Raw genomic sequence first — 25,691 nt, 5'->3', positions numbered from 1 at the left:
GGATGACGGCCTGGCCTCCTCCACGCGCGCTCGGCGGCGAGGCCGAGCGCGCTGCGAATCCAACAAAATCCCGGCTCGCCCAGGCTGTCCCGCGCTTCGCCCGCACTTGCCCTGCACGCGCCAGTCCCACTCAGGCGGTGCGGCCGTCGGTCAGTCTCACTGCTGGATGATGCCCGCTCTCCCGGCCTGGGCTCGTTATACTCCGGCCGGCGACAGGTCTTTTCCGTGGGAAGGATAGGTGGCGTGCCAGGATCGGTGCGGACGCGGCGATCACGATTTCTTGTGGATGTGCAGACGGCGGATAGATGAGCGACCAGGCGGATGTGGCCCGACCCAACAACTCCAGGAACCTGACCCCCAGCGACCTGCCGTTTCCGGTGGTGGGGATTGGGGCCTCTGCCGGGGGTATCCAGGCGCTGCTGCATTTCTTCGAAGCCCTGCCGGCCGATTGCGGCATGGCCTTCGTGGTGGTGATGCACCTGTCGCGGGAGCACCAGAGTCATCTCGACGAGATCCTGCAGCGGGTGACCCGCTTGCCGGTGCAGCAGGTGACCCAGCCGGTGCCGATCCAGGCCGAGCACGTCTATGTGATCCCGCCCGGCTCCGATCTGACCATGAACGACGGCTACCTGCGACTGGCCCCGGCGGAGCGCCCCCAAGGCGATCATGTCGCCGTGGACCTGTTCTTTCGCGCCCTGGCCGACGTGCACAAGACCCATGCCGTCGCCATCGTCCTGTCGGGTAATGGTGCCGATGGCTCGGTGGGCCTGGGGCGTATCAAGGAGCAGGGCGGGGTGACCCTCGCCCAGGCGCCGGAAGATGCCGAATTCGATTCCATGCCCAAGAGCGCGATCACCGCCGGGGTGGTGGACTTCGTCCTGCCGGTGGTGGAGATGCCGCAAAAGCTGCTGGAGCTGGCCGCCACCCTCAGTACCCTGAGCCAGGGCGAGTTGCACCAGCTCGATCTCGAAGCTCGGATTCCAGGTCCGTCGAGCAAGGCCATGCAACTGGCGCTGCGTGACATCCTCACCCTGCTGCGCACCCGTACCGGGCACAACTTCAAGCAATACAAGACCGCCACGGTATTGCGCCGGGTGGAGCGGCGCATGCAGGTGAACGCCATCGCCGACATGCCGGCCTATGCCGGTTTTCTCCATGATCATCCGGAAGAGACACCGGCGCTGCTCAAGGACATGCTCATCGGCGTGACCAATTTCTTCCGCGACCGCGAGGCCTTCGAGGCCCTGGAACGCGACGTCATTCCGGAATTGTTCGAGCACCTGCCGGCTGGGGAAGACCAGGAGCTGCGGGTCTGGAGCGCCGCCTGCTCCAGCGGCGAAGAGGCCTATTCGCTGGCCATGCTGCTGACCGAGCAGGCCGAGTTGCGCCAGTCGGACGCGCGCCTGCAGGTCTTTGCCACCGATCTCGACGAGCATGCCCTGGCGATGGCGCGCTATGGTGTCTATCCCGGTTCCATCGTCACCGACGTCGCCCCCGCCCGGCTGCGCCAGCACCTGCTCAAGGAACAGAATCAGTACCGGGTGAAAAAGGAGCTGCGCGAGAAGGTGCTGTTCGCCCAGCACAACCTGCTCAGCGATCCACCGTTTTCCCGGCTCGACCTCATCAGCTGCCGCAATCTGCTGATCTATCTGGATCGCGAGGTGCAGGCCGAGATCCTGCACACCTTCCATTTCGCCCTCAAGCCGGGTGGCTACCTGTTTCTCGGCAGTTCCGAGTCGGCCGATGTGCAGAGCAGCCTGTTCGCCACGGTCGACAAGAAGAACCGCATCTATCGGGCCAAGCACACGACCAGCGTGGTGCGTCCCACGCCGCTGCTCAATCTCAATCCGGGCGTGCACAGCGTGCGCCTGCCACCGCACCAGGTCGGTCGGCGCAACAAGGTGTCCTTCGCCGAGGTGCATCAGCGGGTGCTGGAGCAATATGCCCCGCCCAGCATCATCGTCGATCGCGAATCCAACATCGTGCACCTCTCCGAGCGGGCCGGGCGCTTCCTGAGGTACGTCGGCGGCGAGCCCAGCTACAGCCTGCCGGCGCTGGTGCTGGAGGAGTTGCGCCTGGAGCTGCGTACCGCCCTGTTTCAGGCGCTGCAGAGCAACAAGAGCGTCGAGGCGCGACGCGTGCATATCCAGCGCGACGACCGCAGCTACTACATCAACATGGTGGTGCGGCCGTTCCGCGACAGCGACACCAACACCGACTACCTGCTGGTGCTCTTCGATGAAGTCGAAGATGTCATGAGCGCCGATTCCGTCAGCGATCACGTCGAAGCCAAGGACAGCGTCCTCACCCAGCTGGAAGCCGAGTTGCAGCGCACCAAGGAGCAGCTGCAGCTGACCATCGAGCAGTCCGAGACCTCCACCGAGGAGCTCAAGGCCTCCAACGAAGAGCTGCAGGCGATCAACGAGGAATTGCGCTCGGCCACCGAGGAGCTGGAGACCAGCAAGGAAGAGTTGCAGTCGATCAACGAAGAGCTGATCACCGTCAACTACGAGCTCAAGTCCAAGATCGAGGAAACCGGCAAGATCAACGACGATCTGCAGAACCTCATCACCTCCACCGACATCGCCACGGTGTTCGTCGACCGCGGCATGCGCATCAAGAGGTTCACTCCGCGCGCCGCCAGCATCTTCAACATCATCGTCAGCGATACCGGCCGCTCGCTGCTCGACATCACCCATCGCCTGGACTATCCGGAGCTGGCCACCGATGCCAATCAGGTCTTCGAGTCCCTCGGCCAGATCGAGCGGGAGGTTCGCAGCCACGATGACCGCTGGTACCTGGCACGGTTGCTGCCCTACCGCACCGCGGAGGACCGCATCGAAGGTGCGGTGCTGACCTTCATCGACATCACCGAGCGGCGCAAGGCCCAGGATCGGGCCCGCGATGGCGAGGAAAACATGCGCCTCATGGCGCAGAACATCCATGACTATGCCATCGTCACCCTGGATGCCGGCGGCATCATCAACAGCTGGAACGGTGGCGCCACCCGGCTGTTCGGCTATAGCGAACGCGAGGCGCTGGGGCAGCCCATGGGCCTGATCTTCACTCCGGAAGACCTGGCCGCCCAGGTTCCGGAAGCGGAGCTGCGCCAGGCCGACGAGCAGGGCGCCGCCCAGGATGAACGCTGGCTCAGGCGCAAGGATGGCAGCCGCCTCTATTGCACCGGGGTGCTCAGTCGCATGAGCAATGCCTCGGGCGGTCGCGGCTATGCCAAGATCGCCCGGGACGCCACCGCCGATCACGTCCGTGCCAGCGAGAACGCCAATCAGCAGGCACAGCAGCGCGCCCTGGTGCAGCTCAAGGACGAGTTCTTCGCGGTGATGTCCCACGAACTCAAGCACCCGCTCAATCTCATCCAGCTCAACAGCGAGCTGCTGACCCGCTCGCCAGTGCTGCGCGACGTGCCTCTGGCGCGGCGTGCCACCGAGGCCATCCAGCGCGCCGTGCGCAGCCAGGCGCAGATCATCGACGACCTGCTCGACCTGTCGCGTATCCGTACCGGCAAGCTCAAGCTGGAGCGCCAGAGCCTGGATCTGGTGCAGCAGCTGCGCGAGATCGTTGAAGTGATCCGGCCGCTGGCGGGTGAGGTCGAGGTCAGCAGCCTGCAGCTACCGAAAGCGCCGCTGTTTGTGCAGGCGGACGCCACCCGGGTCGGCCAGATCGTCTGGAATCTGCTCAACAATGCCGTCAAGTTCACCCCGGCCGGTGGGCGGGTGGAGATCGCCCTGGGGATCGAAGGCGTTGAAGCCCGGCTGGACGTCACCGATACGGGCCAGGGTATAGAGCCGGACTTCCTGCCGCGGGTGTTCGAGATGTTCGGCCAGGCGGAAATGAAGTACACCGCCCGCGCCCAGCACGGCCTAGGGATCGGCCTGGCACTGGTCAAACAACTGGTGGAAGCCCACGGCGGGCGCATCGAAGCCCATTCCGCCGGACTCGACCAGGGCGCGCGCTTCAGCGTCTGGCTGCCCCTGTGCGAGGACGAGCGGCGGCTTGCGCCGGAGGCGCGAGCGGATGACCAATCCATCGCCGGATTGCGGGTCCTGCTGGTGGACGACTCTCCCGACATCGTCGAGACCCTGCAGCTGCTGCTGGAGGAGGAGGGCGTGCGGGTCATCACCGCCACCGACTCCCGGCAGGGCCTGGTGCTGGCCCAGACGCAGGATTTCGACATCATCCTTTCCGACATCGGCATGCCGGAGATGGACGGTCACGAATTCCTGCGCCAGGTGCGGGCGGGCGATCGCAACGTCGGCACTCCGGCGGTGGCGCTGTCCGGCTATGGCACCCGGCTGGATGTCGACAAGGCGCGGGCGGCGGGCTTCACCCGGCATCTGAACAAGCCGGTCAGCTTCGAGGCGCTGATCGCCGTGCTGCACGAATTGCAGGTCTCCAGCTAAGGCGGGCAGTGGCATAGTCAGATGATTCGCGGCACACTCGGGAGCCCCCAGGGCGCCTGGCCAATCGGGCCGGATGCCTTGTTTCCCGCCAGAGGAGCGCCGCGATGACCCGCCTCACCGCCAAGGATTTCTCGCCCGAACTGCTCGAACTCTACGACTTCTATGTGCACGGTCGCATCAGCCGTCGCGACTTCCTCGACCGTGCCGGGGCCTGCGCCGCGGTGCTGGGGTTGTCGGCCACCGGAGTGCTGGCGGCCCTGACGCCCAACTATGCCCTGGCCACCCAGGTCGAGTTCACCGATCCGGATATCGTCGCCGACTACGTCTACTACCCCTCGCCCAAGGGGCATGGGCGGGTCCGCGGTTATCTGGTGCGCCCGGCCAAGGCCAGCGGCAAGGTGCCGGCGGTGGTGGTGGTCCACGAGAATCGCGGCCTCAATCCCTATATCGAAGACGTCGCCCGACGCCTGGCCAAGGCCGGCTATCTGGCCCTGGCGCCGGACGGCCTCACCTCCATGGGCGGTTACCCCGGCAACGACGACAAGGGCCGCGAACTGCAGCAGCAGGTCGATCCCGAGAAGCTGATGAACGACTTCTTCGCCGCCGTGGAAAACCTGATGGGCCACGAATTCAGCACCGGCAAGGTCGGCATCACCGGTTTCTGCTACGGCGGCGGGGTGGCCAATGCGGCCGCCGTGGCCTATCCCGAACTGGCCGCGGCCGTGCCCTTCTATGGTCGCCAGCCGCGCGCCGAGGAGGTGGCCGCGATCAGGGCGCCGCTGCTGATCCATTACGCCGAGAACGATCCGCGCATCAACGAGGGCGCCGCCGCCTACGAAGCGGCGCTCAAGGCGGCCGGCAAGACCTATGAGGTGCATCGCTATGCCGGCACCAACCATGGTTTCCACAACGATTCCACCCCGCGCTACGACGAAGCCGCCGCGCGCCTGGCCTGGGACCGTACCCTGGGCTGGTTCGGTCGCTATCTCGCCTAGGCACCCCGGAGGAGACCTTAGATGCCGCAACTGCGCATTCCCGCCGTCTACATGCGCGGCGGTTCCAGCAAGGGCGTGTTCTTTCATGCCCGCGACCTGCCGCCGGCCGGTCCGGCGCGCGATGCGCTGCTGCTGCGGGTGATCGGGAGCCCCGATCCCTACGGCAAGCAGATCGACGGCCTGGGCGGCGCCACCTCCAGCACCAGCAAGGTGGTGGTGATCGCACCCTCCTGCCGGCCGGACTGCGATGTCGACTACCTGTTCGGCGCCCCGGCCATCGAGGCGCCGGTGATCGACTGGTCGGGCAACTGCGGCAATCTCAGCGCCGCCGTCGGGCCCTTCGCCATCAGCGAGGGTCTGGTCCAGGCACCGCGCGAGGGCCTGGCCACGGTGCGCATCTGGCAGGCCAATCTCGGCAAGCGCATCCTCGCCCATGTCCCCATGGCCAACGGCGAGGTGCAGGAAGAAGGCGATTTCCGCTTCGACGGCGTGGCCTTTCCGGCGGCCGAGGTGGTGCTCGATTTTCTCGATCCCACCGGTACCGATGGCAGTGTGCTGCCCACCGGGCGGGCCGTTGACGAACTCTATGTTCCGGAGCTGGGCCGACTGCCGGTGACCCTGCTCAATGCCGGCAATCCCACCATTTTCGTGCGGGCCGAGACCCTGGGCCTCAGCGGCACCGAGACCCAGGCGCAGGTCAACGGCGATGCGGCGCTGCTGGGGCGCCTGGAAGCCCTGCGCGCCGCGGGCGCGGTCGCCATGGGCCTGGCCGCCACGGTTGCCCAGGCGACGGCGGAGCGCCCGCATACGCCCAAGCTGTGCCTGGTCGCCGCGCCCCAGACCTACCGGGTGGCCGGTGGCAAGCAGGTCCAGGCCGAGGAACTCGACGTCATCGCGCGGATGATCTCCATGGGCAAGCTGCACCACGCCATCCCCGGGACCGGCGCGGTCGCCGTGGCGGTGGCCGCGGCGCTGCCCGGGACCCTGGTTCATGCGCTGACCGGCGACCTGGGTGGTCGCCAGGTACGGATAGCGCACACCGCCGGCAGCGTGGCGGTCGGCGCCCAGGCCCGCGAGGTCGCCGGTATCTGGCAGGTGGAAAAGGCCAGCATGAGCCGCAGCGCCCGCCGCCTGATGGAAGGCTGGGTGCGGGTACCGACGGAGATCCCGTAGGTTGGGTTGAGCGCAGCGAAGCCCAACGTGGGGAGACCTCTGTGCTGGAGCGCCCTCACCCCAACCCTCTCCCGGAGGGAGAGGGGGCGATCGAGTCCAGCGTGAGTTTGTGGCTCGCCTTCCAGGGTCGCTCCTCGTAGCGTGGAGAACCGCGCAGCGTTTTCCACAGGGTGAGCCTTCACGTCATCCGTGGAAGGCTGCGCCGTTATCCACCCTAAGGCCGAGAGCGTCCGCGTAGGTTGGGTTGAGCGCAGCGAAGCCCAACGTGGGGAGACCTCTGTGCTGGAGCACCCTCACCCCAACCCTCTCCCGGAGGGAGAGGGGGCGATCGAGCCTGATGCGGGGTTGTGGCTCGTGTACCTTGGCCGCGTCACCGTAGCGTGGAAAACCGCGCAGCGTTTTCCACGGGGCGAGCCTTCACGTCATCCGTGGAAGGCTGCGCCGTTATCCACCCTACGGCCGAGAGCGTCCGCGTAGATTGGGTTGAGCGCAGCGAAGCCCAACGTGGGGAGACCTCCAGAGTGAGAGGCGATCCGCTCGGAAGCGGACCTCAGGTCCCTTCGATCAGATCGCGAATACGTACCGCCAGGGCGTCCATGGCGAAGGGTTTGGTCATCACGTGCATGCCGGGCTCCAGGTGGCCGTTGCCGACCACGGCGTTTTCGGCGTAGCCGGTGATGAACAGCACCTTGAGCCCGGGGCGGCGCTGGCGGGCAGCGTCGGCCATCTGCCGGCCGTTCATCCCGCCAGGCAGGCCGACATCGCTGATCAGCAGGTCGATGCGCACATCGGATTCCAGCAGGCGCAGCCCGGAGCTGGCATCCGCCGCTTCCAGGGCGGCGTAGCCCAGTTCTTCCAGCACCTCCACCACCAGCATCCGCACCGTGGGTTCGTCATCCACCACCAGCACCGTCTCGCCGTGGCCCTGGCGCGGCAGGGTCGGCTGGCTGGCGGCGAGGTCGACGCCAGTGGCCACCTCGCGATGGCGCGGCAGGAAGAGGGTGACGCTGGTGCCCTGATCGACCTGGGAATGGATGCGCGCCTGGCCGCCTGACTGGCGCACGAAGCCGTAGATCATCGACAGGCCGAGTCCGGTGCCCACCCCGATCGGCTTGGTGGTGAAGAAGGGATCGAAGGCCTTGGCGATCACCTCGGGCGGCATGCCGCAGCCGTTGTCGGTCACCGAGAGGGCGATGTATTCGCCCGCTTCCAGGTCGCGGACCCGGGCCATGCGCGCATCCAGCGCCCGATTGGCGGTCTCGATGAAGATGCGGCCCCCCTCGGGCATGGCGTCGCGGGCATTGATGCAGAGGTTGAGCAGGGCGTTTTCCAGTTGCGGCGGATCGACCAGGGTCGACCACAGCTCGCTGCTGGCCACCACCTCGATCTGGATCGCTGGCCCCACCGTGCGGCGGATCAGGTCTTCCATGCCGGCCACCAGGCGATTGACGTCGGTGGGCTTGGGGTCCAGCGTCTGCCGGCGGGAAAAGGCCAGCAGCCGGTGGGTCAGGGCGGCGGCGCGGATGGCGGCGCCCTGGGCGGCGGTGGTGTAGCGCTCGAGGTTGTTCAGTCGGCCCTGGCCGATGCGCACCGTGAGCAGGTCCAGGCTGCCGACGATGCCGGCGAGCAGGTTGTTGAAGTCGTGGGCCAGGCCACCGGTGAGTTGGCCGACCGCTTCCATCTTCTGCGACTGGCGCAACTGCTCTTCCAGCAGCGCCTGGGTTTCCGCGGCGTCCTTTTCCCGGGTGATGTCGCGCCCGGCGCCGGTGAGGCGATCCTGTTCGGTGTCTATCGACAGCGTCCAGGACAGCCAGCGCCAGCTGCCGTCCGCCGCCTGGGCCCGATTCTCCACCCGGGTCGGCAGGCCGCTGCGGCGCAGTTCGTCCAGCGCCACCAGCACGCCCGGCAGGTCGTCGGGATGGATGAGTTCGGTGTAGGGGCGGCTGAGCAACTCGGCTTCGGAATAGCCCAGGCCGCGCGACCAGGACGGACTCACCCGCAGGAGCTGCCCGTTGAAGTCGGCGGTGAGCAGCAGGTCCTCGCTGAGCGCCCAGAGCCGGTCGCGCTCGGCGGTACGGGCCTGGACCTCCTGGCTGAGGCTGAGATTCTGCGCCTGGATCAGCGCCTGGGCGTCGCGCTGGATGGTGACGTCCTGGGCGAAGACATAGAAGCCATCCACCGCACCGCGCGCATCGCGCCGTGGGCGGTAGTGGATGTCGGCGATGCGCCGGCGACCGTCCGGCCAGGCCCAGGGCAGGTCCAGTCGCGCCGGAGTGCCGTCCAGGGCGGCCTGGATGGCCGGGCGGCGGGCAGCGAACAGTTCCGGCGCGAAGACCTCGCCCATGCTGCGGCCCAGGATGCTCTGCGGGGCGTCCTTGAACCACTTGGGCGCCTCGATATTGGCGAAGCGATAGATCAGGTCGCGATCGACGAAGGCGATCAGGCAGGGCAGGGTGTCGGCCACCAGGCGCAGATTGAGTTCGCTGTCGCGCAGGGCACGTTCCGCGGTCAGTCGCGCCGTGGCCGAGCGGGTGCGATTGGCGACCTCGCGGATGAATTGCAGCTCGGCCGGCGTCCAGCGCCGCGGCTGACTGGAGCAGACATAGAGCAGGGCCACCAGGTTGCCGTGCTCGAACAGCGGCAGGTTGACGAGGGCGCGGGTCTCCAGGCGTTGCAGGGCCGCGAGGTTGTCGCGGGTACGAGGGTCTTCCTGCACGTCCTCGATCACCACGGTCTCACCGCGTTTGAAGGCCTCGCTGTAGCTGCCGTAGTCGCGAAAATTCAGCGTGCCCATCAGGCTGCGGGCACCCGGGACCGTCCAGTCGCGCTCCACGGTGATGGTCTCGGTCTCGGCGTCCACCAGACCATAGCCCACCAGATGGGCATTCAGGATGGTGCCCAGGGCGGTGCAGGCGAGTTCGGTGACCGCCCCGATGTCGTTCAGCTGGCTGAAGCCTTCGCCCAATTCGGCGAGGGCGCGACGATAGCGCTCTTCGTCACGCGTGGCCTGGGCGGCCTGCTCGCGCTCGGTGACATCCAGGAACAGCACCAGAAAGCTGTCCGGGCCGGCCTTGTGTGCATGGCCTTCGTACCAGCGACCGTTGAACTGGAATTGCCGCACGTAGCTGAACGACTGGCCGGTATCCACCACCCGGGTGAAATCCTCCACCCAGAGTTCTTCGAGTTCGGGAAACAGGGTGCGGGCGGTCTGGCCGATCGTCTGTTCCGCGCTCAGGCCGAAGTGGGTGCACCAGGCGCGGTTGACCTGGTCATAGCGCCAGTCCCGGCCATGGCCCTGGTCATCGCGCAGGATGGTGCCAAGGATGAAGCCCTCGTCCAGCTGTTCGAACAGGCCGCGCCAATAGCGCTCGCTCTCCGCCAGTTGCCGCTGCACCTCGCCCACGTGGCGCTGGCTGTCACGCAGGGCCTCGCCGGCCAGGTGCTGGGGGGTGCGGTCGCGCAGGATCTTGACGAAGCCGGTATGGGTGCCGGCGTCGTCGTGCAGCGGATGCATCTCGCCGCTGGCCCAGAAGCGGGTGCCGTCGCGCCGCAGGTGCCAGCGTTCGTCTTCGGCGCGACCATCCTGCAGCGCCAGCCGCATTTCCAGCGCGGCCCGGCCGTTGCGGTTGTCCTCCGGGGTGAAGAAGCATGCCGCCGGTGCGCCGCGAATCTCCGCAGCGGTCCAGCCGAGCAGGCGCTCGGCGCCGGTGTTCCAGTCGGTGATGACCCCGGCCGGATCCAGTACGACCATGGCGAAGTCGATGGCGCCATCGAAGATCGCCAGGCGCCGCTGGGCGTCCTGGGGCGGCAGCGCGGTGCACTGGTCGAGCGCGGCGCGGAGGCGACGGACTTCGGCCTGGAGTTCAGCGTAGGAGGGAGCGGATTCAGCCATGGGGTCTTTCAAGCGCGTGGGCAGCGGAAGCGGACGCCAATTACGTCCAGCGAGAGCCTTAGAGTAAGAGAGTCGGGCGCCGGCTAGCGATCTGCCAGCATCTTTTTCCGACAGGCAGGGAATTAAGTAGCTGTTACGGCATCAGACAAGTGCCGGCACCAAGCGGCCAGCCGTCCATCCGAGGGTTGTGATCCAATTCGAGTAATTTCGGTCTATTTAGTCGTACTAATGAAGTAGCGTTGCCATGACCGATGTAGTTTCTTCCGCAACCGTTACCACCGTGCTGGTGGTCGAGGACGATCCTGTACTGCGATCGCTGGCGACGGAGGTGTTCGAGATGGAGGGTTATGCCGTCCAGTCGTTCGACACCGCCGATGCCGCCTGGTGCTGGTTCGAAGCCGACCCGCTGCCGCCTGATCTCCTCTTCACCGACGTGCGCATGCCCGGTCGGCTGGATGGTCTCGCCCTGGCCAAACAGGTCCGCCAACGTTTTCCGCAGTTGCCGATACTGGTGTCGTCCGGCTATACCGGCCAGCAGTATGCCGAACGCGAAGACCGGGCGCTGTTCCTGCCCAAGCCCTGGACCATTGACCAGTTGCTGAAGGCGTGCGGCCAGCTGGGCGTCTAACCGCCCACCTGACGCGCGCGCGCGAGGCGTACCGCCGAATCCACCTCATCAAGCGTCCAGGGTTTCTGCAGGAAGATCACCTGCGGGGGCAGCGCCGTGGTGATCTCGTAGCCATAGCCCGAGGTGATGACCATGGGCAGCGCGGGCCAACGCTGGAGCAGCATCTCCGCCAGCTCACCGCCGCGCAGCTGGCCGGGCATCAGATGATCGGTGATCACCAGGCCGGGGGCCTGCTGCTGCTGTAGCAGATGCACGAGGGCATCGTCGGCATTGTCGAACTGCCGACAGGTCCAGCAGAGGCGATCTTCGAGATGGTTGCTCAGCAGCTCGGCGAGCAGGCTGTTGTCTTCGATGACGACGAGATAGGGAAGGGGGTCTGGCGAGGTCATCGAGACTTCCGGAACGCGACGAGACGATTCCGGAAGTCTAGCAGAGCCTTGCCGGCGTCATTCCGGCTTTCGTCTGACCATTATTAGAACTCCAGGACGATCTTGCCGAAGTGGCTGCCGTCCTTCTGGAAGGCGAAGGCCGCGGCGATTTCGTCTAGCGGATAACTGCGATCGATGACCGGCTTAATTCCGTTGCCTTCCAGCGCCTGGATCATCTCCTGCTGCTGGCGGCGGCTGCCGACGATCAGCCCCTGCAGCCGCTGATGGCGGCGCATCAGATTGGCCGTGGGGACCTGCCCCTCGACGCCGGTGAGCACCCCGATCAACGCCAGGTGACCATGGATACGCGCGGCCTGGATCGACTGCGCCAGGGTCGCCGGACCGCCTACTTCCACCACGATGTCGACGCCGCGGCCGCCGGTGATGGCCTGCACCTTGGCACCCCATTCCGGTTCGTCGCGGTAATTGATCAGGTGATCGGCGCCCAGGGCATAGGCGCGCTGCAGCTTCTCGTCCGAGGAGGAGGTGGCGGTCACCGTGGCGCCCATGGCCTTGGCCATCTGCAGGGCGAAGATCGACACCCCGCCGGTACCCATGACCAGCACGCTGTCGCCGGCCTTGAGGCCACCGTCCACCACCAGGGCACGCCAGGCGGTGAGGCCGGCGGTGGTCAGGGTTGCCGCCTCGGCATGGCTGTAGCCCTTGGGCGCCAGGGTGAAGGCCGTGGCCGGGCGTACCACCACCTCGCAGGCGAAGCCGTCGACACCATCGCCAGGGGTCGTGGAAAAGTCATCGATGGGCGGCTCGCCATCCAGCCAGTGGGGAAAGAACGTCGAAACCACGTGATCGCCCACGGCAAATTCGCTGACCCCCGCGCCCACGGCCTCGACCACGCCGGCGCCGTCGGACATCGGAATGCGCCCATCGGCGGTCGGCATCTTGCCCAGCACCACGCCCAGGTCATGGAAATTCAGCGAGCTGGCCTTGATCCGCACCCGGATCTCGCCCGCTCCCGGTTGCCCGGGATCAGGCAGCTCGCAGGCTTCCAGCTGGTCCAGACCACCGGGTTTGCGTAGGCGTATGGCGTGCATGAGAGATCCTCCTGACTGTGGCGAGCAGGACGCTCGCAGGTCAGTAGAGGACCACGGCAGGGGGCGCAGGATTCCCGAAGGGACCCTGCGCCCTGGACCTTACTTGATCGCCTTCTGCAGTTGCTGCAGCTGCTGGGTACGGGTGTTCAGGCGGGTTTCGCCGCGCTGGGCGTCGACCTTCTTCAGCTCGGCTTCGGCCATGCGCAGCTTGATGGTCTGCATGGCGGTCTGGATGCGTTGCTGGGTCAGGTAGGCCAGCTGGTCGACGGTGCGCTCGTTCTCACCGTCCTTGTAGGCCTTGTCGGTCTTGGCCAGCCAGGTGCCGGCATCCTTGGTTTCCAGGGCCGCCAGCTGGGTGGCCTGGGGCTGGGATTCGAGGGCGGCGTAGTCGTTGCGCGCCTTTTCCAGATTGGGGTTGGGCGGGGTGGCGCAGGCGGCCAGGGTCAGGGTCAGCGCCGACATCAGCGGGAGCAGAAAACGTTTACGCATGGTTTCGTCCTTCAAGAGAGCGGGCAGCCTTACTGCTGCACCTTTTTCTGTAGATTCTGTTGCAGCTGGAGGTTGATCTGACCTTCCTCACGGATCTGCTGGATGCTGTTCTGGGCATCCTGCAGCGCCGCCGCGGCCTTGGCGGCCTGGGTCTTGCGGGTCGCCAGGCGGGCATCCCACTCGGCCTGCTCGGCCAGTTGCTTGGCTTCGTCGTACTTCTCGTTGGCCAGGGCCGCCTGGGCCTGGGTCCACTTGTCCTGGGCCGACTTGGTCTCGATGGGGGCGAACTGGTTGCCGCCGCCGCTCACGGCTTCGTTGACGGCCGACTGGGTCACGGCCATCTGCGCGGTCGGCGGGTTGCCGGCGCAGCCCGCGAGCAGCAGACCGCCGCCCAGGACCAGGCTGGCGAGCAGCGCACGAGGCGCGGAGAACGGGGAGGCGCGAGAGGGACCGGTTTTCATCCGAACATTCCTGGCAGGTCGCCCGGAATGGGCGACAGTGCCTTTGAGACGGCGAAAACGCGGCGAGGTTCGCTGCGACCGCTGCGCTCAAGGTCAGGGGGTAGCGGCCGATATCTGTTGTCTGACAACAACAAGGGCCAGCGGCCACGGAGACTTCCATGCTGTTACGCAACTGCAACATCGCGCCCCGAGCCGCGCTGGGCTTCGGCCTGATCGCGCTGATGGTGGCTTTTCTCGGGCTGTTTTCCCTGGCGCAGATGGCGGGTATCCGCGAACGGCAGGTGGTGACGGAGCGTGACTGGGTGCCCAGCATCCGCGCGGTAGACGCCATTCGTGAGAACATGCTGCGCATCCGTACCATTTCCCTGCGCCTGGCGCTGGACCCGGACCCGCGCAACATCGATACCTATGTCGGCCAGTACGAGGCACGCAACAAGGTGCTCATGGACGGCATCAAGGCCTATGAGGTCCTTGTCGATACCCCCGAGGAGCGCCAGCGCTGGGACCTGTTCAAGCGCGATTTCGCCACCTACCAGCAGGGCATGACCGAGTCCTTCGACCTGGCCCGGCGTGGCGATACCGCCGCCCTCAACAAGCTGACGCTGGTGGACATGAAGCCGGTGGTGGACGGCACCGGCAAGCAGCTGGGTGAGTTGGGCGACTTCTATGCCGAGGGCATCGAGCGCGACGGCAGGATCTCGGCGGACCGCTACGCCGCCTCGCGGCTGATCGTCATCGCGGTGATCGCCCTGGCCGCCCTGGCCACGGTGCTCATGGCCTGGCTGCTGACCCGCAGCATCGTCGGACCGCTGCGCGAGGCGCTGCTGGCCGCCCGCCGCGTCGCCCAGGGCGACCTGACCCAGACCCTGGCCGTGCAAGGCCGCGACGAGGTGAGCGAATTGCAGCGCGCCCTGCAGCAGATGCAGGCGCAGCTGCGCGAGACCCTCTCGCGTATCGCCGGCTCCTCCACCCAGCTGGCGACCGCCGCCGAAGAGCTCAATGCGGTCACCGAGGCCGCTGGCCAGGGCCTGCAGCAGCAGAACGACGAACTCGAACAGGCCGCCACGGCCGTCACCGAGATGAGCACCGCGGTGGACGAGGTGGCGCGCAACGCCGTCTCCACCTCCGAAGCCTCGCGGGCCTCCAGTCAGGCCGCGCAGCAGGGCCAGACCCGGGTCGCCGATACCCTGGGCGCCATCGCCGCCCTGTCCGACGAGGTCTCCGCCACCGGGACGCTGGTCCAGCGGCTCGCCGAGCAGTCCCAGGACATCGGCAAGGTGCTCGACGTCATTCGCGCCATCGCCGAACAGACCAACCTGCTGGCGCTCAATGCGGCCATCGAGGCGGCGCGCGCCGGCGAGGCCGGCCGCGGTTTCGCCGTGGTCGCCGACGAGGTGCGCGCCCTGGCCAGCCGCACCCAGCAGTCCACCCTGGAAATCGAGCAGATGGTCTCCGGCATGCGCAGCGGTGCCAGTCAGGCGCTGGGCTCCATGCACAGCAGCAGTCAGCGCGCCCAGGCCACGCGTGCCCTGGCGGAAACCGCCGGGGTGGCGCTGGACGAGATCAACAGCCGCATCGGCGAGATGTACGAGCGCAACCTGGTGATTGCCAGCGCGGCCGAAGAGCAGGCGCAGGTGGCCCGGGAAGTGGATCGCAACCTGGTCAACATCCGCGATCTCTCCACCCAGTCCGCCGACGGTGCCCGACAGACCAACGCCGCCAGCCAGGAGCTGTCACGCCTGGCGGTGGACCTGCAGGGGCTGGTGAATCGCTTCCAGGTGTGAGCCCTAGGCCCGCACCGCCTGGTACAGCGCCCGGATCAGATCCGACTGGGTGATGATGCCGACCAGGCGGCGCGAGCCGTCGATGATGGGGATGTGGCGGTGGCCATTCTCGGAAAACACCGGCACCAGGTCGATCAGCAGGCGGTCGGCGCTGGCCACCCGCACGGTGCGGGTCATGATGCGGCCGACGCTGTTTTCGTCCTGGCGGGCCTTCGGCCGGACCAGCGAGCGCAGGCGCCAGCCGAGGCCCTCGTGGACGTCCAGGTCGATCTGCCGCATGAAGTCGGCGACGGTGACGATGCCCAGCAGATGGCCCTGGCGATCCACCACCGGCAGCGCCTTGATACGGCGGGCGCGCATCAGCGCCCAGGCTTCCTGCAGCGGCATCTCGGCGCGGGCCGTCACCGGTTCGTGGCTCATGACGTCGGCGCAGCGCAGCTCGCCCATCTTGCGCTGGTAGGCACGCGCCTCCACCTGTTCGAGCAATTCGGCAAGGTCGTCGCGGCTGATGTCCAGCACCTGGTTGTAGCGCGCCAGCACGGCGTCCAGGTCGGCGCGCTGCAGGCGCGTCTCGCCGCTCGGTTCGGCGGGGCGTGGCACATGGGGCCAGGGGCGGCGGGTCAGGTTGTTGTAGAACAGGCCGGCACTCACCAGCAGCAGCGAGTCCAGCGCCACCGGACTCCAGGCATAGCCGAAGTCCTGGGCGCCGATAAGCACCATCAGCAGCGCCGAGGCACCGCCCGGCGGGTGCAGACAGCGCAGCGTGAACATGGCGGCGATGGCCAGGGCGACCGCCATTGCGGCGGCCAGGTTGGCTTCGGGAATCCAGCGCGCGCAGGCGATGCCGATCAGCGCCGAGAGGGTGTTGCCGCCCACCACCGACCAGGGCTGCGCCAGCGGACTGGAGGGCAGGGCGAACACCAGCACGGCGCTGGCGCCCAGCGGCGCCACCAGGGCCAGCGCCAGGGCGCCATGCTGATGCACCGGCTGGCCCTCCAGCCACCAGGCCGCCAGGAGCGCGGCGAGCAGGATGCCGAGGCCGGCGCCCAGGCTGGCGCGCAGGCGTTCGCGACCGTCGATGGGCAACGGCGCCGGCCAGAAGGCGCGCAGGCCCTGGACCAGGCGGGCGTGGAGGGATGAAGACGGCACAAGGGGTTCCTGGGGCATGGCGAAGCGGCGGCTGGGCAGGACGAGGGCGCTGATGGTCCACCCTGTACGGAGCCCTGGCAATAGCGGCGAAGACCACGGCCGCCACCGCCGGCGGCCAGGCGGCGACCCAGAGCGGCCACGGTCCCGAAGAGATTTTCTGCTGCGACCACCCGGATTGCCGTAGTAGGATGATCGGCTGGGTGTCGCCGCAACCTCGCGGTAGGACAGGTTGAATCGAGCGCAGGTCGGGCCGCCGCGCGGAGTACGGCTGCCCATGAACTCCCCTCTTTCTCCAGCGAAGGCCCTGGCCTTTCTCAATCGCTTCTGCGCGGCCGAAGCGGCCGGTGGCATCGTGCTGATGGTGGCCGCGGCCATCGCCCTCATCGTCGCCAACTCGCCGCTGGCCGAGGGCTATTTCGCCAGCCTGCACTGGTACATCGGCGGGCTCTCCGTGGGCCACTGGATCAACGACGGCCTGATGGCCATCTTCTTCCTGCTGGTGGGGCTGGAGATCAAGCGCGAGATGGCGGTCGGCCAACTCGCCAGCTGGGGCGATCGCGCCCTGCCGGGTCTCGCGGCCCTCGGCGGCATGCTGGTGCCGGCGCTGCTCTACGCCCTGGTCAACCGCCATGATCCCCAGACCCTGTCGGGCTGGGCGATTCCCGCCGCCACCGATATTGCCTTTGCCCTCGGCGTGTTGTCGCTGCTGGGTTCGCGGGTCCCTGTTTCGCTCAAGGTGTTCCTCTCGGCGCTGGCGATCCTCGATGACCTAGGCGCCGTGCTGATCATCGCGCTGTTCTATACCAGCGATCTCTCCACCACCATGCTGCTGGCCACGGCAGGGCTGGTGGCGGTGCTCTTCGTGCTCAACCGCCTCAAGGTCACCGCCTTGCTGCCCTATCTGCTGGTGGGGGCGCTGCTGTGGTTTTGCATGCTGCGCTCGGGCATCCATGCGACCCTGGCCGGGGTGATCCTGGCGCTGTTCATTCCCCTGGGCGATACCGAGGCCGACGACGCCTCGCCGCTGCTCAAGCTGGAGTCCGCGCTGCACCCCTGGGTGGCCTTCCTGATCGTGCCCCTGTTCGGCTTCGCCAATGCCGGGGTCTCCCTGGCCGGGATGTCACCCGCCAACCTGCTGGATCCGGTCCCGCTGGGCGTGACCCTGGGGCTGTTCCTCGGCAAGCAGATCGGTATTTCCCTCATGGCGGTGCTGGCCATCCGCAGCGGCTTGGCGCGACTGCCGGAAGGCGCCAGCTGGCTGCAACTCTATGGCGTGGCCCTGCTCTGCGGGATTGGCTTTACCATGAGCCTGTTCATTGGCGCCCTGGCCTTTCCGGGTGCGCCCTTCCTGGTCGACGAGGTCAAGATCGGCGTGCTGCTGGGGTCGCTGCTGTCCGCCCTGGCCGGCATCGCCGTCCTGCTCCTGGCCGCCCGTCGTCGTTAACGAGGACTGTCATGCCCTATGCGCTGTTTGCGGTGATGTTCGGAGGCGCCGTCGGCAGCGCGTGCCGCTGGTGGATCGGGCTGCGGCTGAATGCGCTGTTTCCGCTGCTGCCCATGGGCACGCTGCTGGTCAATCTGGTCGGCGGCTTCGTGATCGGGCTCGCCTTGGGCTTCTTCTCCCGCTATCCAGGCATGGACCCGCAGTGGAAGCTGCTCCTGGTGACCGGCTTCTGCGGCGGCTTCACCACCTTCTCGACCTTTTCCGCCGAGGTGGTGGGCCTGCTGCAGAGCGGCCGCCTGGGCTGGGCAGCGCTCACCGTGACCGTCCACGTGCTGGGGTCGCTGCTGCTGACCCTGGCCGGTTTCGCCCTGGCTGGCCGCCTCGGCTGAGGCGACCGGCCAGCCGGGCTCAGGCGGGTGCCACCGGCGCGGTCGGGGCCTGGCGCCGCGGCTTGAATCTCAGCGCCGGCGCCTCGATCAGGTGCCAGGAGAGCACCGCGAGGCCCAGGGTCAGGACGTAGCTCACCAGCAGGAAACCGGGCAGCGAGAAGCTGTCGGGAAACCGGTGCATGAGCAGTTGCTGGACCGGGAAGTTGAACAGGTAGAGGCCGTAGGAATAGTCGCCGAAACGACCGAAACCGTGCAGCACCGGTACCTGCACCTGGGCCAGGTAGATGATCACATAGGCCAGCGACACCAGGTGGATCACCGGCAGGATGTGCCAGACGATGGCCGCCAGCGACAGCAGGCAGAGCGCCAGGGCGATATCCAGGCGCCAGGGTATGCGCGGTCCGGCGAGCTGCAGCAGGGCGCCGGCGAAAAAGAACATGCCCAGGCTGAACACCTTGTGCAGCACGAAGCTGGCGACGCCCATCTGCGGCAGCAGCAGGAAGTTGCCCAGCACCAGCACCACCAGGGTGGCCATGACCACCGAGCGGGTCAGCAGCCCCAGCACGCCGATGATCAGCAGCGACAGGTACATGAACACCTCGTAGGGCAGGGTCCAGTAGCTGCCGTTCACCGTGTCCGGAAAGGGATTGCCGGTGAAGACGCCGGGCAGTTCGAAGCGCGTCATCAGGAAGATGTTCTTGAAGAAGCCCAGGGTCTGGCGATCGCCGAAGTAGGCGCTCGTCTCGCGACTGGTGGCGAGCCAGCCCACCACCAGCACCGAGAACAGCACCGAGACGATCAGCGCCGGAAAGATCCGCAGGGCGCGCTTGAGGATGAAGTCCAGGGGATTGCGGCTGCGCTGGAAGGACGCCGTGATCAGGAAGCCGCTGATCACGAAGAACACATAGACGGCGATGTTGGCCGCGTCGGTGAAGCCGGTGAAGTTGAGGATCGGCTCGGCGCCGATGTGCCCCGAGAGCCAGAAGCCGTGGCCGATCACCACGGTGGAGGCCGCGGCGAATCTCAGGAAATCGAAGTTGTTGCGTCCGTGGGGGACGTGGACGGTAGTCATGTCTGCTCCTCGCAGCCGTGGCCCATGCCGCGGCCGCCGTCCGGGAGCGCACTCCAGGCGGACAGCGACGCAGACGGCATTGGCGGAAACGCCCGTCGTGAGACGCGCGCAGGCAAAGGCCGCTGCCGGCTGGACCGGCAACGAAAGGGCGACAGCCGACGCGATCAGCGAGATCGGCCGGCCGGCGAGGGCAGGGACGCTATGGGGGGCTGAGCGGCGCGAAAGCGGGCGTCATGCGCCAGGACTCCGGAAAAGCGGTACGGCAAGAAGGAACGGGGGCGGCGAGGCGCGCGCAGGCGATCGGGGTCTGAGGCCTCCCGGCCGCCCCGGTCGTTGCGTACGCCTCGCTCATCAGGCGCTGGCCTGCAGCGGCTGTTCGTGCACGTCTTGCGACTGTTCTAGGGCGAAGGGTTCCTGGGCGAAATACAGGGCGGCGCTCTGGCGGGCGTGATCGCCGAATTCATGCGGATGGCGCATGACGATCTGTTCGAAGGCGCCCGGCTCCAGGCCGTCTTCGTAGAAGCCGTTGTGGCACTGCAGGATGCCCGACGCGCAGACGCTGCGCTCTACCGCGGCGATCAGGCCGCCGGCCCTGAGGCTCTTGACGATGTTGTGCGGCAGCCGCTGGCGGCGTCTCAGACTGGCGGCGGTGTCGCTGAGGGTATCGAGGATCTCGGTTTCGGCCGGCGACAGCTTGCGTACATCCAGCTTGGACTTCTGCACCAGGTAGCGACGGGAGAGCAGACGGGCCTGGTCGTTGAGGGCCTTGAGTACCACGCCGCTGAGTTCGCCACGGGTGAACAGGCCGGTTTCCAGGGCGATCAGGTAGGACCAATCGTTGATGAGCGGAATCTTGCTGATGTCACGTTCCATGTGAGTGCCTGCGTCCATTTAAGTTGGCTAATTGAGGATAGGACACCCTCAATGGTTCCAGTTGGCCAGTATAAGGTGACGAGTGGCATGGAATTTGACACTCCTGACAAGAATTGTCGGTTTTTTGTCGAAGTGGATCACGCCTTTGGGATGCAACCTCAACGCTGCGCTTAGGGTCCCTTGCTGGAGCCCTGGCGCGAGTCGGGTTAATCCTCCGCAACGTCAGGTGATGAGATGAGTGATCCCGCAGCCCCTTCCACCTCTGCCGATCTCGACTGCGATGTCGCCGTGATCGGGGCCGGAACCGCCGGCCTTGCCGCCGAACGTGCCGCCCGGCGCCAGGGTGCGCGCACCCTGCTGATCGACGATCACTGGGCGGGGACTACCTGTGCCGCCGTGGGCTGCATGCCCTCCAAGCTGCTGATCGTTGCCGGTGAGGCGCATCACGCCGTCCGCCGTGCTGCTACCTTCGGCATCGAGGTGGGAAGCGTCAGCGTCGATGGCGCGGCGGTCATGGCGCGGGTGCGGCGCGAGCGCGATCATTTCGTCGCCGCCACCAAGCAGGGTTTCGCCAAGTTGCCCGCGGGCGTGGCCCAGCGGGCCACGGCACGCTTCGTGGCGGCGGATCGCCTGCAGCTTAGCAATGGTAAGACTATAAGCGCGCGCAGCGTGGTCATCGCCACCGGTTCCTATCCCCTGGTGCCGGAACCTTTCGCCGGGCTGGGCGAGCGTGCGCTGACCAACGAGACGATCTTCGAGCTGCCCGATCTGCCGCGCTCCCTGGCGGTGATCGGCACCGGTCCGGTGGGCCTGGAACTGGCCCAGGCCATGGCTCGTCTTGGCGTGGCCGTCACCTTGTTCGGCCAGGACGATGGCCTGGGCGCGCTCAAGGATCCGGAGGTCAAGGCCGAGTTGCGCAAGATCCTGGAACAGGACCTGACCTTGCTGCTGGACGTCGAGGTGGACGCCCGCCGCGAAGGCGAGGGCGTACGGCTGTCCTGGTCCGGCGCGGCGAGCGGCGAGGGTGCTTTCGACTACGTGCTGGTGGCCGCCGGGCGACCACCACGACTCAAGGGCCTGGGTCTGGAAACCACCGGCATCGCGCTGGACGACCATGGCACCCCGGTCTACGACCCCGAGACGCTGCAGTGTGGCTCTTCGTCGATCTTCATCGCCGGCGATGCCGATCATGACCGGCCGATCCTCCATGAGGCCTCCGACGAGGGCGCCATCGCCGGGCACAATGCCGCCTGCTATCCCGAGGTGCGGCCCACCCCCAGGTCGCCGCTGTTTTCGCTGATCTTCACCGATCCGCCGGTGGCGGTGCTGGGCAGTCCACCCGACGAAGGCAGTCTGATCGGCACCTCTTCCTACCACGACCAGGGCCGCGCCCGGGTCGAGGCGCGCAACCAGGGCATCGCCCGTTTCTATGCTGAGCCGGGCACCGGCAAGTTGACCGGCGCGGCCATGGTCGGACCGGGCATGGACCATATCGGCCATCTGCTGGTGCTGGCGCTGATCCATGGCGAGACCGCCAGTTCGCTGCTCGACATGCCCTTCTACCACCCTACCCTCGAAGAAGGCCTCAAGAGCGGCCTGCGCGAGATCTGTCAGGCCGCCCACAGCAGCCTGCGTGGCGATCGCGACCAGGGCTTGCCGTCCGGAGCTTGAGTGGGGTCGATCCGGCAGCGGAAAAGGCTGCGCCGTTTTCCACGCTACGGTTTTGCTGAAGGCACCCTCGCTTGAACCCTTTCCCGCAGGCGGGAGAGGGGGCTGTCCGGCGTAGCGGGGAGGTTCAACGTTCGTAGGGTGGATAACGGCGCAGCCTTATCCACGCATCACCGAACGCCCGCCCACAAAAAAGCCCCGCCGGGATCACCGGCGGGGCTTCTGCTACCGCCAAACAGCCATCAGGCCTTGAAGCGCCGCACCAGGCCATCCAGTTCGCCCGACAGTTGCGACAGGCGCGAGGAGTCGCGGGTGGTGGACTGGGCCAGGCCTTCCACCTGCTGGGCGTCGTCGTGGATCTGGGCGATGTGGCGGTTGATGTCCTCGGCCACCTGGTGCTGTTCCTCGGCCGCCGCGGCGATCTGCAGGGCCTGGTCGCGGATCTCGTCCACCGACTGGCGGATGCCTTCGAAACTGCCACGCGCCTCGCTGATGGAGGTCACGCTGGTCTGCGACAGCTCCAGGCTGGTCTCGATCTGGCGGGTGACCTCCTGGGTGCGCCGCGCCAGGCTGCCGAGCAGGCCGTCGATCTCGCCGGTGGAGTCGGCGGTGCGCTTGGCCAGGGCCCGCACCTCGTCGGCCACCACGGCGAAGCCGCGCCCCTGCTCACCGGCCCGTGCCGCTTCGATGGCGGCGTTGAGCGCCAGCAGGTTGGTCTGCTCGGCGATGCCGCGGATGGTGTCGAGGATGGTGTTGATGTTGTGGCTGTCCTGCTCCAGCACCGCCATGGCCTGGGCCGACTGCTCCAGGCTGCCGCTGAGGCGATTGACGTTGCCGGTGGCCTTCTCGATCTGGCCGTAGCCTTCCTGCACCTTGTGATGACCGGCGTCGGCGGAGGCCGCGGCCTGGCTGCAGGAGCGCGCGACCTCGTTGGAGGTGGCGACCATTTCGTTGAAGGCGGTGGAGACCAGCTCCACGGCTTCGCGCTGGCGACCGGCCACTTCGTTCATGCTGGCCGCCGCCTGGGTGGTGGTCTGCGAGGCCTGCTGCAGATCGTTGGAGGCCTGGCCGATACGTTGCACCAGCTGGCGGATGCTGGCGAGGAACTGGTTGAACCAGCCCGCCAGGGCGGCGGTTTCGTCCTTGCCCTGCACGTTCAGGCTCTTGGTCAGGTCGCCTTCGCCCTGGGCGATGGATTCCAGGCCGGCGGAAACGCCGCGGATCGGCCGCACGATCATGCCGGCAAAGGCCGCGCCGAGCACGGCGAACAGCAGCGCCAGCACCGCGGTGATGCCGGCGATCTGCCAGGTCAGGGCGGTGGCCTTGCCCATGACTTCGCTGCGCTCGATCAGGCCGATGAATTTCCAGCCGAGATCCTTGGCCTGGTAGACGTTGACCATGTAGTCGGTGCCGTTGAGATTGACCTCACCCAGCCCGTTCTGGATGCCGCTGAGGGTCTGGTAGGCGTCGCCCAGCTCCTTGAGCTGCTTGAAGTTGTGCTTGGGATCGCGGGGGTCGACCAGCACGTTGCCGTTGTCTTCCACCAGCATCAGGTAGCCGCTCTGACCCAGGGTGATGCTCTTGACCAGGTCGGTGAGCTGCTTGAGCGAGATGTCCAGGCCCACCACGCCGCGGACCTTGCCGCTGGCATCTTCTATGGTCCGTACCACGCCCATCAGCGAGACGTCGTCGGTCGCCCAGTAGTAGGCCGGGGTGCGCACCACCTTGCCCGGATTGTTCATGGCCGTCTGGTACCAGGGGCGCACGCGCGGGTCGTAGTTGGTCAGCTTGGCGTCGTCCGGCCAGCTGACGTAGCCGCCATCGGCCAGGCCCACCGACAGGTAGGCGGTGGTGGGGTGGGTCTTGGCGAAGCGGGTGAAATAGGCCAGCGCCTGCTGGCCGGCTTCCGGCTGCGGGATCTGGGCGGCATCGGCACCGCTGTAGTTCTTCAGCCCTTCTAGGGCGAGGATGTTCGGCTCCTTGGCGAGGAAGTCGACGTTCTGCTGGATGCCGGCAAAGAACTGCTGGATGTTGCGATCGATCTGGCGGATTTCGCGCCCGCTACCGTCGAGGAAGTCGCCGGTGGCCTGACTGCGCACGTTCATGATGACCACGCCCGCCACCAGGATCACCGGGAGGCAGGCGGTTACCGCGAAAAGCGAAGTGAGTTTTTGTTTGATGTTCATCGAAAGCCCCGGTCGCGCGCTGCGCGAAGAGTGACGGCAACATGCCTTCACTCTGCATCGGCTTGGATAAGTCCGACTTGATACGGAATGAAAAATTATTCCATTTGGTCCGCAGCAAGCCGGAAAATCGCCGATCGGTCGGCTAACGACCCGCTATAGCTCTTTCTTCAGATGGCGTTCGATTTCTTCCAGAGACTTGCCGCGGGTCTCCGGCAGGCAGAAATAGACGAACACCAGCGAGCCCAGGTTGATGGCGGCGAATACATAGAAGGTGTAGTTGCCGATGGCTTCCAAGGCCACCGGAAAGCTGAAGGCCACGGTGGCGTTGCACAGCCATTGCACGGCTACCGCTACCCCGGTCAGCAGGCCACGGACCTGGTTGGGAAACAGCTCGGACATCAGCAGCCAGTAGACCGGGGCGATGCACATCTGCATGAACAGCAGGAACACCAGGATGCAGGCCAGCGCCAGGTAACTCTGGGTGAGGTTCTGCGGCAGCCACAGCAACACGCTGCCCAGCGCCAGTTGCGCCACGACCACGATCACCAGGCCGATCAGCAGCAGGGTGCGCCGTCCGGCGCGGCCGATGGCCCAGATGCCGAGCAGGGTGGCGATCACCGAGACCACGCCGTTGCCGATGGTGGCGGTGAGGGCCGCGCTGGTGCCCATGCCGGTGCTCTTGAGGATGATCGGGGTGTAGTACATGAAGGCGTTGACCCCGGTGAACTGGGCGACGAAGCCCAGGCCGATGCCCAGCAGGAGCAACTTGACCACCCAGCCCTGGCTGAGCAATTCGCGCACTGGCGGGCGATGCTTGGCCTGCTCCTCGCTCTCGCGCATCTCCTGGACCTCGCGCTCGACCTCCTCGGGGGTGTCGCGCAGGCGCTCCAGCACGGCTTCGGCCTCTTCGATGCGGCCCTTGGCCGCCAGCCAGCGCGGCGAGGTGGGCAGCAGGAAGGTACCGGCGAACAGCAGGATGCCCGGCACCATGGCGATGGCCAGCATGTAGCGCCAGATGCCGTTGTCGTGCACCAGCCAGGCGAGCAGGGCGCTGAGCACATAGGCCAGCAGCTGGCCGCTGACGATCATCAGCTCGTTGCGGCTCACCAGGCGACCGCGACGCTTGGGCCCGGCGATCTCGGCGATGAACACCGGCACCGTGGCCGATCCGCCGCCCACCGCCAGGCCGAGCACGAAGCGCGCGACCACCATCAGCTCCACCGAGGGCGCCACCGCGGTACCCAGGGCGCCCACGACGAAGAGGATCGACAGCAGGCGCAGGGTGGTGCGGCGGCCATAGCGATCGGCGAGATAACCCGCCGCCAGCGAGCCGAAGGCCGCACCGACGATCAGGGCGGCGGTCACCAGCCCCTCGGTGTAGGCGTTGAGGCCCAGGCCGCCCTGGTCGGGGGGCAGGGTCATGAAGGGCAGGGCGCCGGCGATGATGCCGGTGTCGTAGCCGAAGGCCAGGGCGCCCATGGTGGCGACCAGCACGGTAATGAAGATCAGCCGGCGGGCCGAAGCCTTCTGGTCGGGGTCGACGGCGGGGGAAGCGGAAGCGGACATGGCAGAGCGGGATCCTGGCAA

Annotated in this window: 17 protein-coding genes and 2 pseudogenes; 8 read left to right on the top strand and 11 right to left on the bottom strand. The window is 67.0% G+C overall.

The annotated features are described in order from the left end of the window. Positions 1-305: 305 nt before the first annotated feature. From PVZ77_RS12230 to prpF, 3 genes are all read left to right on the top strand, one after another. Positions 306-4,421, top strand: coding sequence for a CheR family methyltransferase (locus PVZ77_RS12230; RefSeq protein WP_273806649.1), 4,116 nt, complete (start codon positions 306-308; stop codon positions 4,419-4,421). A gap of 104 nt (positions 4,422-4,525) precedes the next feature. After that, positions 4,526-5,416 (top strand): YghX family hydrolase, encoded by an 891-nt coding sequence (gene yghX, locus PVZ77_RS12225; RefSeq protein WP_273806648.1) that lies wholly within the window; start codon positions 4,526-4,528, stop codon positions 5,414-5,416. Positions 5,417-5,437: 21 nt separating this feature from the next. After that, complete coding sequence (gene prpF / locus PVZ77_RS12220; protein WP_273806647.1) at positions 5,438-6,589, top strand: 2-methylaconitate cis-trans isomerase PrpF; 1,152 nt, start codon at positions 5,438-5,440, stop codon at positions 6,587-6,589. A 550-nt stretch (positions 6,590-7,139) separates the two neighbouring features. On the opposite strand, the gene PVZ77_RS12215 is transcribed toward prpF, so the two are convergent. After that, positions 7,140-10,481: a PAS domain S-box protein gene (locus PVZ77_RS12215; RefSeq protein ID WP_273806646.1), complete on the bottom strand. Its 3,342-nt coding sequence runs from the start codon at positions 10,479-10,481 to the stop codon at positions 7,140-7,142. Positions 10,482-10,725: 244 nt separating this feature from the next. Here PVZ77_RS12215 and PVZ77_RS12210 point away from each other — a divergent pair, with 244 nt between their 5' ends. Then, complete coding sequence (locus PVZ77_RS12210; RefSeq protein ID WP_273806645.1) at positions 10,726-11,109, top strand: response regulator; 384 nt, start codon at positions 10,726-10,728, stop codon at positions 11,107-11,109. Here the strand turns inward: PVZ77_RS12210 and PVZ77_RS12205 are convergent. The 4 genes and pseudogenes from PVZ77_RS12205 to PVZ77_RS12190 form a co-directional block, all read right to left on the bottom strand. Next, complete coding sequence (locus PVZ77_RS12205) at positions 11,106-11,498, bottom strand: response regulator (protein WP_273806644.1); 393 nt, start codon at positions 11,496-11,498, stop codon at positions 11,106-11,108. The genes PVZ77_RS12210 and PVZ77_RS12205 overlap by 4 nt on opposite strands. A gap of 83 nt (positions 11,499-11,581) precedes the next feature. Further along, entirely contained in the window at positions 11,582-12,589 is a 1,008-nt protein-coding gene (locus PVZ77_RS12200; protein WP_273806643.1) for a zinc-dependent alcohol dehydrogenase family protein, read from the bottom strand. A 105-nt stretch (positions 12,590-12,694) separates the two neighbouring features. Then, positions 12,695-13,078 (bottom strand): annotated as a pseudogene (locus PVZ77_RS12195) (DUF4398 domain-containing protein); the annotation flags it as partial. A gap of 29 nt (positions 13,079-13,107) precedes the next feature. After that, complete coding sequence (locus PVZ77_RS12190) at positions 13,108-13,539, bottom strand: DUF4398 domain-containing protein (protein WP_273806642.1); 432 nt, start codon at positions 13,537-13,539, stop codon at positions 13,108-13,110. Positions 13,540-13,697: 158 nt separating this feature from the next. Between PVZ77_RS12190 and PVZ77_RS12185 the strand changes: the two genes are divergently transcribed. Then, positions 13,698-15,323: a methyl-accepting chemotaxis protein gene (locus PVZ77_RS12185; protein ID WP_273806641.1), complete on the top strand. Its 1,626-nt coding sequence runs from the start codon at positions 13,698-13,700 to the stop codon at positions 15,321-15,323. Positions 15,324-15,326: 3 nt separating this feature from the next. Here PVZ77_RS12185 and PVZ77_RS12180 read toward each other — a convergent pair whose 3' ends face one another. After that, positions 15,327-16,472: an HPP family protein gene (locus PVZ77_RS12180; RefSeq protein WP_273806640.1), complete on the bottom strand. Its 1,146-nt coding sequence runs from the start codon at positions 16,470-16,472 to the stop codon at positions 15,327-15,329. Between the two features lie 274 nt (positions 16,473-16,746). Here PVZ77_RS12180 and nhaA point away from each other — a divergent pair, with 274 nt between their 5' ends. After that, positions 16,747-17,916, top strand: a complete 1,170-nt coding sequence (nhaA, locus tag PVZ77_RS12175) for a Na+/H+ antiporter NhaA (protein WP_273806639.1) — start codon at positions 16,747-16,749, stop codon at positions 17,914-17,916. An 11-nt stretch (positions 17,917-17,927) separates the two neighbouring features. Next, entirely contained in the window at positions 17,928-18,305 is a 378-nt protein-coding gene (gene crcB / locus PVZ77_RS12170) for a fluoride efflux transporter CrcB (protein WP_273806638.1), read from the top strand. 19 nt (positions 18,306-18,324) lie between these two features. Here crcB and PVZ77_RS12165 read toward each other — a convergent pair whose 3' ends face one another. Both PVZ77_RS12165 and PVZ77_RS12160 read right to left on the bottom strand, forming a co-directional pair. Beyond that, positions 18,325-19,377 (bottom strand): acyltransferase family protein, encoded by a 1,053-nt coding sequence (locus PVZ77_RS12165; protein WP_273806637.1) that lies wholly within the window; start codon positions 19,375-19,377, stop codon positions 18,325-18,327. Between the two features lie 351 nt (positions 19,378-19,728). After that, complete coding sequence (locus tag PVZ77_RS12160) at positions 19,729-20,250, bottom strand: hypothetical protein (RefSeq protein ID WP_187980319.1); 522 nt, start codon at positions 20,248-20,250, stop codon at positions 19,729-19,731. Positions 20,251-20,484: 234 nt separating this feature from the next. Between PVZ77_RS12160 and PVZ77_RS12155 the strand changes: the two genes are divergently transcribed. Then, the gene (locus tag PVZ77_RS12155) at positions 20,485-21,921 is read left to right on the top strand and encodes a dihydrolipoyl dehydrogenase (RefSeq protein WP_273806636.1); all 1,437 of its coding nucleotides are present in this window, start codon (positions 20,485-20,487) and stop codon (positions 21,919-21,921) included. A gap of 239 nt (positions 21,922-22,160) precedes the next feature. Here the strand turns inward: PVZ77_RS12155 and PVZ77_RS26095 are convergent, their stop codons facing one another. The 3 genes and pseudogenes from PVZ77_RS26095 to PVZ77_RS12145 all read right to left on the bottom strand — a co-directional run bounded on the left by PVZ77_RS26095 (position 22,161) and on the right by PVZ77_RS12145 (position 25,670). After that, positions 22,161-22,928: a methyl-accepting chemotaxis protein gene (locus PVZ77_RS26095; protein WP_405046307.1), complete on the bottom strand. Its 768-nt coding sequence runs from the start codon at positions 22,926-22,928 to the stop codon at positions 22,161-22,163. A gap of 87 nt (positions 22,929-23,015) precedes the next feature. Then, positions 23,016-24,023 (bottom strand): annotated as a pseudogene (locus tag PVZ77_RS26090) (cache domain-containing protein); the annotation flags it as partial. Positions 24,024-24,257: 234 nt separating this feature from the next. Further along, positions 24,258-25,670 (bottom strand): sugar porter family MFS transporter, encoded by a 1,413-nt coding sequence (locus tag PVZ77_RS12145; protein WP_273806634.1) that lies wholly within the window; start codon positions 25,668-25,670, stop codon positions 24,258-24,260. Positions 25,671-25,691: the final 21 nt, after the last annotated feature.

It is taken from the genome of Pseudomonas sp. SHLD1, from assembly GCF_028640935.1.
In the GTDB taxonomy this organism is placed as follows: domain Bacteria; phylum Pseudomonadota; class Gammaproteobacteria; order Pseudomonadales; family Pseudomonadaceae; genus Chryseomonas; species Chryseomonas aestiva.
This window is presented reverse-complemented; position numbering and strand designations above follow the sequence as displayed.

What these genes read in the sequence shown, in the direction of transcription:
- PVZ77_RS12190 (WP_273806642.1), bottom strand. Translation starts at nt 13,539, where the DNA reads ATGAAAACCGGTCCCTCTCGCGCCTCCCCGTTCTCCGCGCCTCGTGCG.
- PVZ77_RS12215 (WP_273806646.1), bottom strand. Translation starts at nt 10,481, where the DNA reads ATGGCTGAATCCGCTCCCTCCTACGCTGAACTCCAGGCCGAAGTCCGT.
- PVZ77_RS12205 (WP_273806644.1), bottom strand. Translation starts at nt 11,498, where the DNA reads ATGACCTCGCCAGACCCCCTTCCCTATCTCGTCGTCATCGAAGACAAC.
- PVZ77_RS12200 (WP_273806643.1), bottom strand. Translation starts at nt 12,589, where the DNA reads ATGCACGCCATACGCCTACGCAAACCCGGTGGTCTGGACCAGCTGGAA.
- yghX (WP_273806648.1), top strand. Translation starts at nt 4,526, where the DNA reads ATGACCCGCCTCACCGCCAAGGATTTCTCGCCCGAACTGCTCGAACTC.
- crcB (WP_273806638.1), top strand. Translation starts at nt 17,928, where the DNA reads ATGCCCTATGCGCTGTTTGCGGTGATGTTCGGAGGCGCCGTCGGCAGC.
- nhaA (WP_273806639.1), top strand. Translation starts at nt 16,747, where the DNA reads ATGAACTCCCCTCTTTCTCCAGCGAAGGCCCTGGCCTTTCTCAATCGC.
- PVZ77_RS12210 (WP_273806645.1), top strand. Translation starts at nt 10,726, where the DNA reads ATGACCGATGTAGTTTCTTCCGCAACCGTTACCACCGTGCTGGTGGTC.
- PVZ77_RS26095 (WP_405046307.1), bottom strand. Translation starts at nt 22,928, where the DNA reads ATGAACGAAGTGGCCGGTCGCCAGCGCGAAGCCGTGGAGCTGGTCTCC.
- PVZ77_RS12165 (WP_273806637.1), bottom strand. Translation starts at nt 19,377, where the DNA reads ATGACTACCGTCCACGTCCCCCACGGACGCAACAACTTCGATTTCCTG.
- PVZ77_RS12230 (WP_273806649.1), top strand. Translation starts at nt 306, where the DNA reads ATGAGCGACCAGGCGGATGTGGCCCGACCCAACAACTCCAGGAACCTG.
- PVZ77_RS12185 (WP_273806641.1), top strand. Translation starts at nt 13,698, where the DNA reads ATGCTGTTACGCAACTGCAACATCGCGCCCCGAGCCGCGCTGGGCTTC.
- PVZ77_RS12160 (WP_187980319.1), bottom strand. Translation starts at nt 20,250, where the DNA reads ATGGAACGTGACATCAGCAAGATTCCGCTCATCAACGATTGGTCCTAC.
- prpF (WP_273806647.1), top strand. Translation starts at nt 5,438, where the DNA reads ATGCCGCAACTGCGCATTCCCGCCGTCTACATGCGCGGCGGTTCCAGC.
- PVZ77_RS12155 (WP_273806636.1), top strand. Translation starts at nt 20,485, where the DNA reads ATGAGTGATCCCGCAGCCCCTTCCACCTCTGCCGATCTCGACTGCGAT.
- PVZ77_RS12145 (WP_273806634.1), bottom strand. Translation starts at nt 25,670, where the DNA reads ATGTCCGCTTCCGCTTCCCCCGCCGTCGACCCCGACCAGAAGGCTTCG.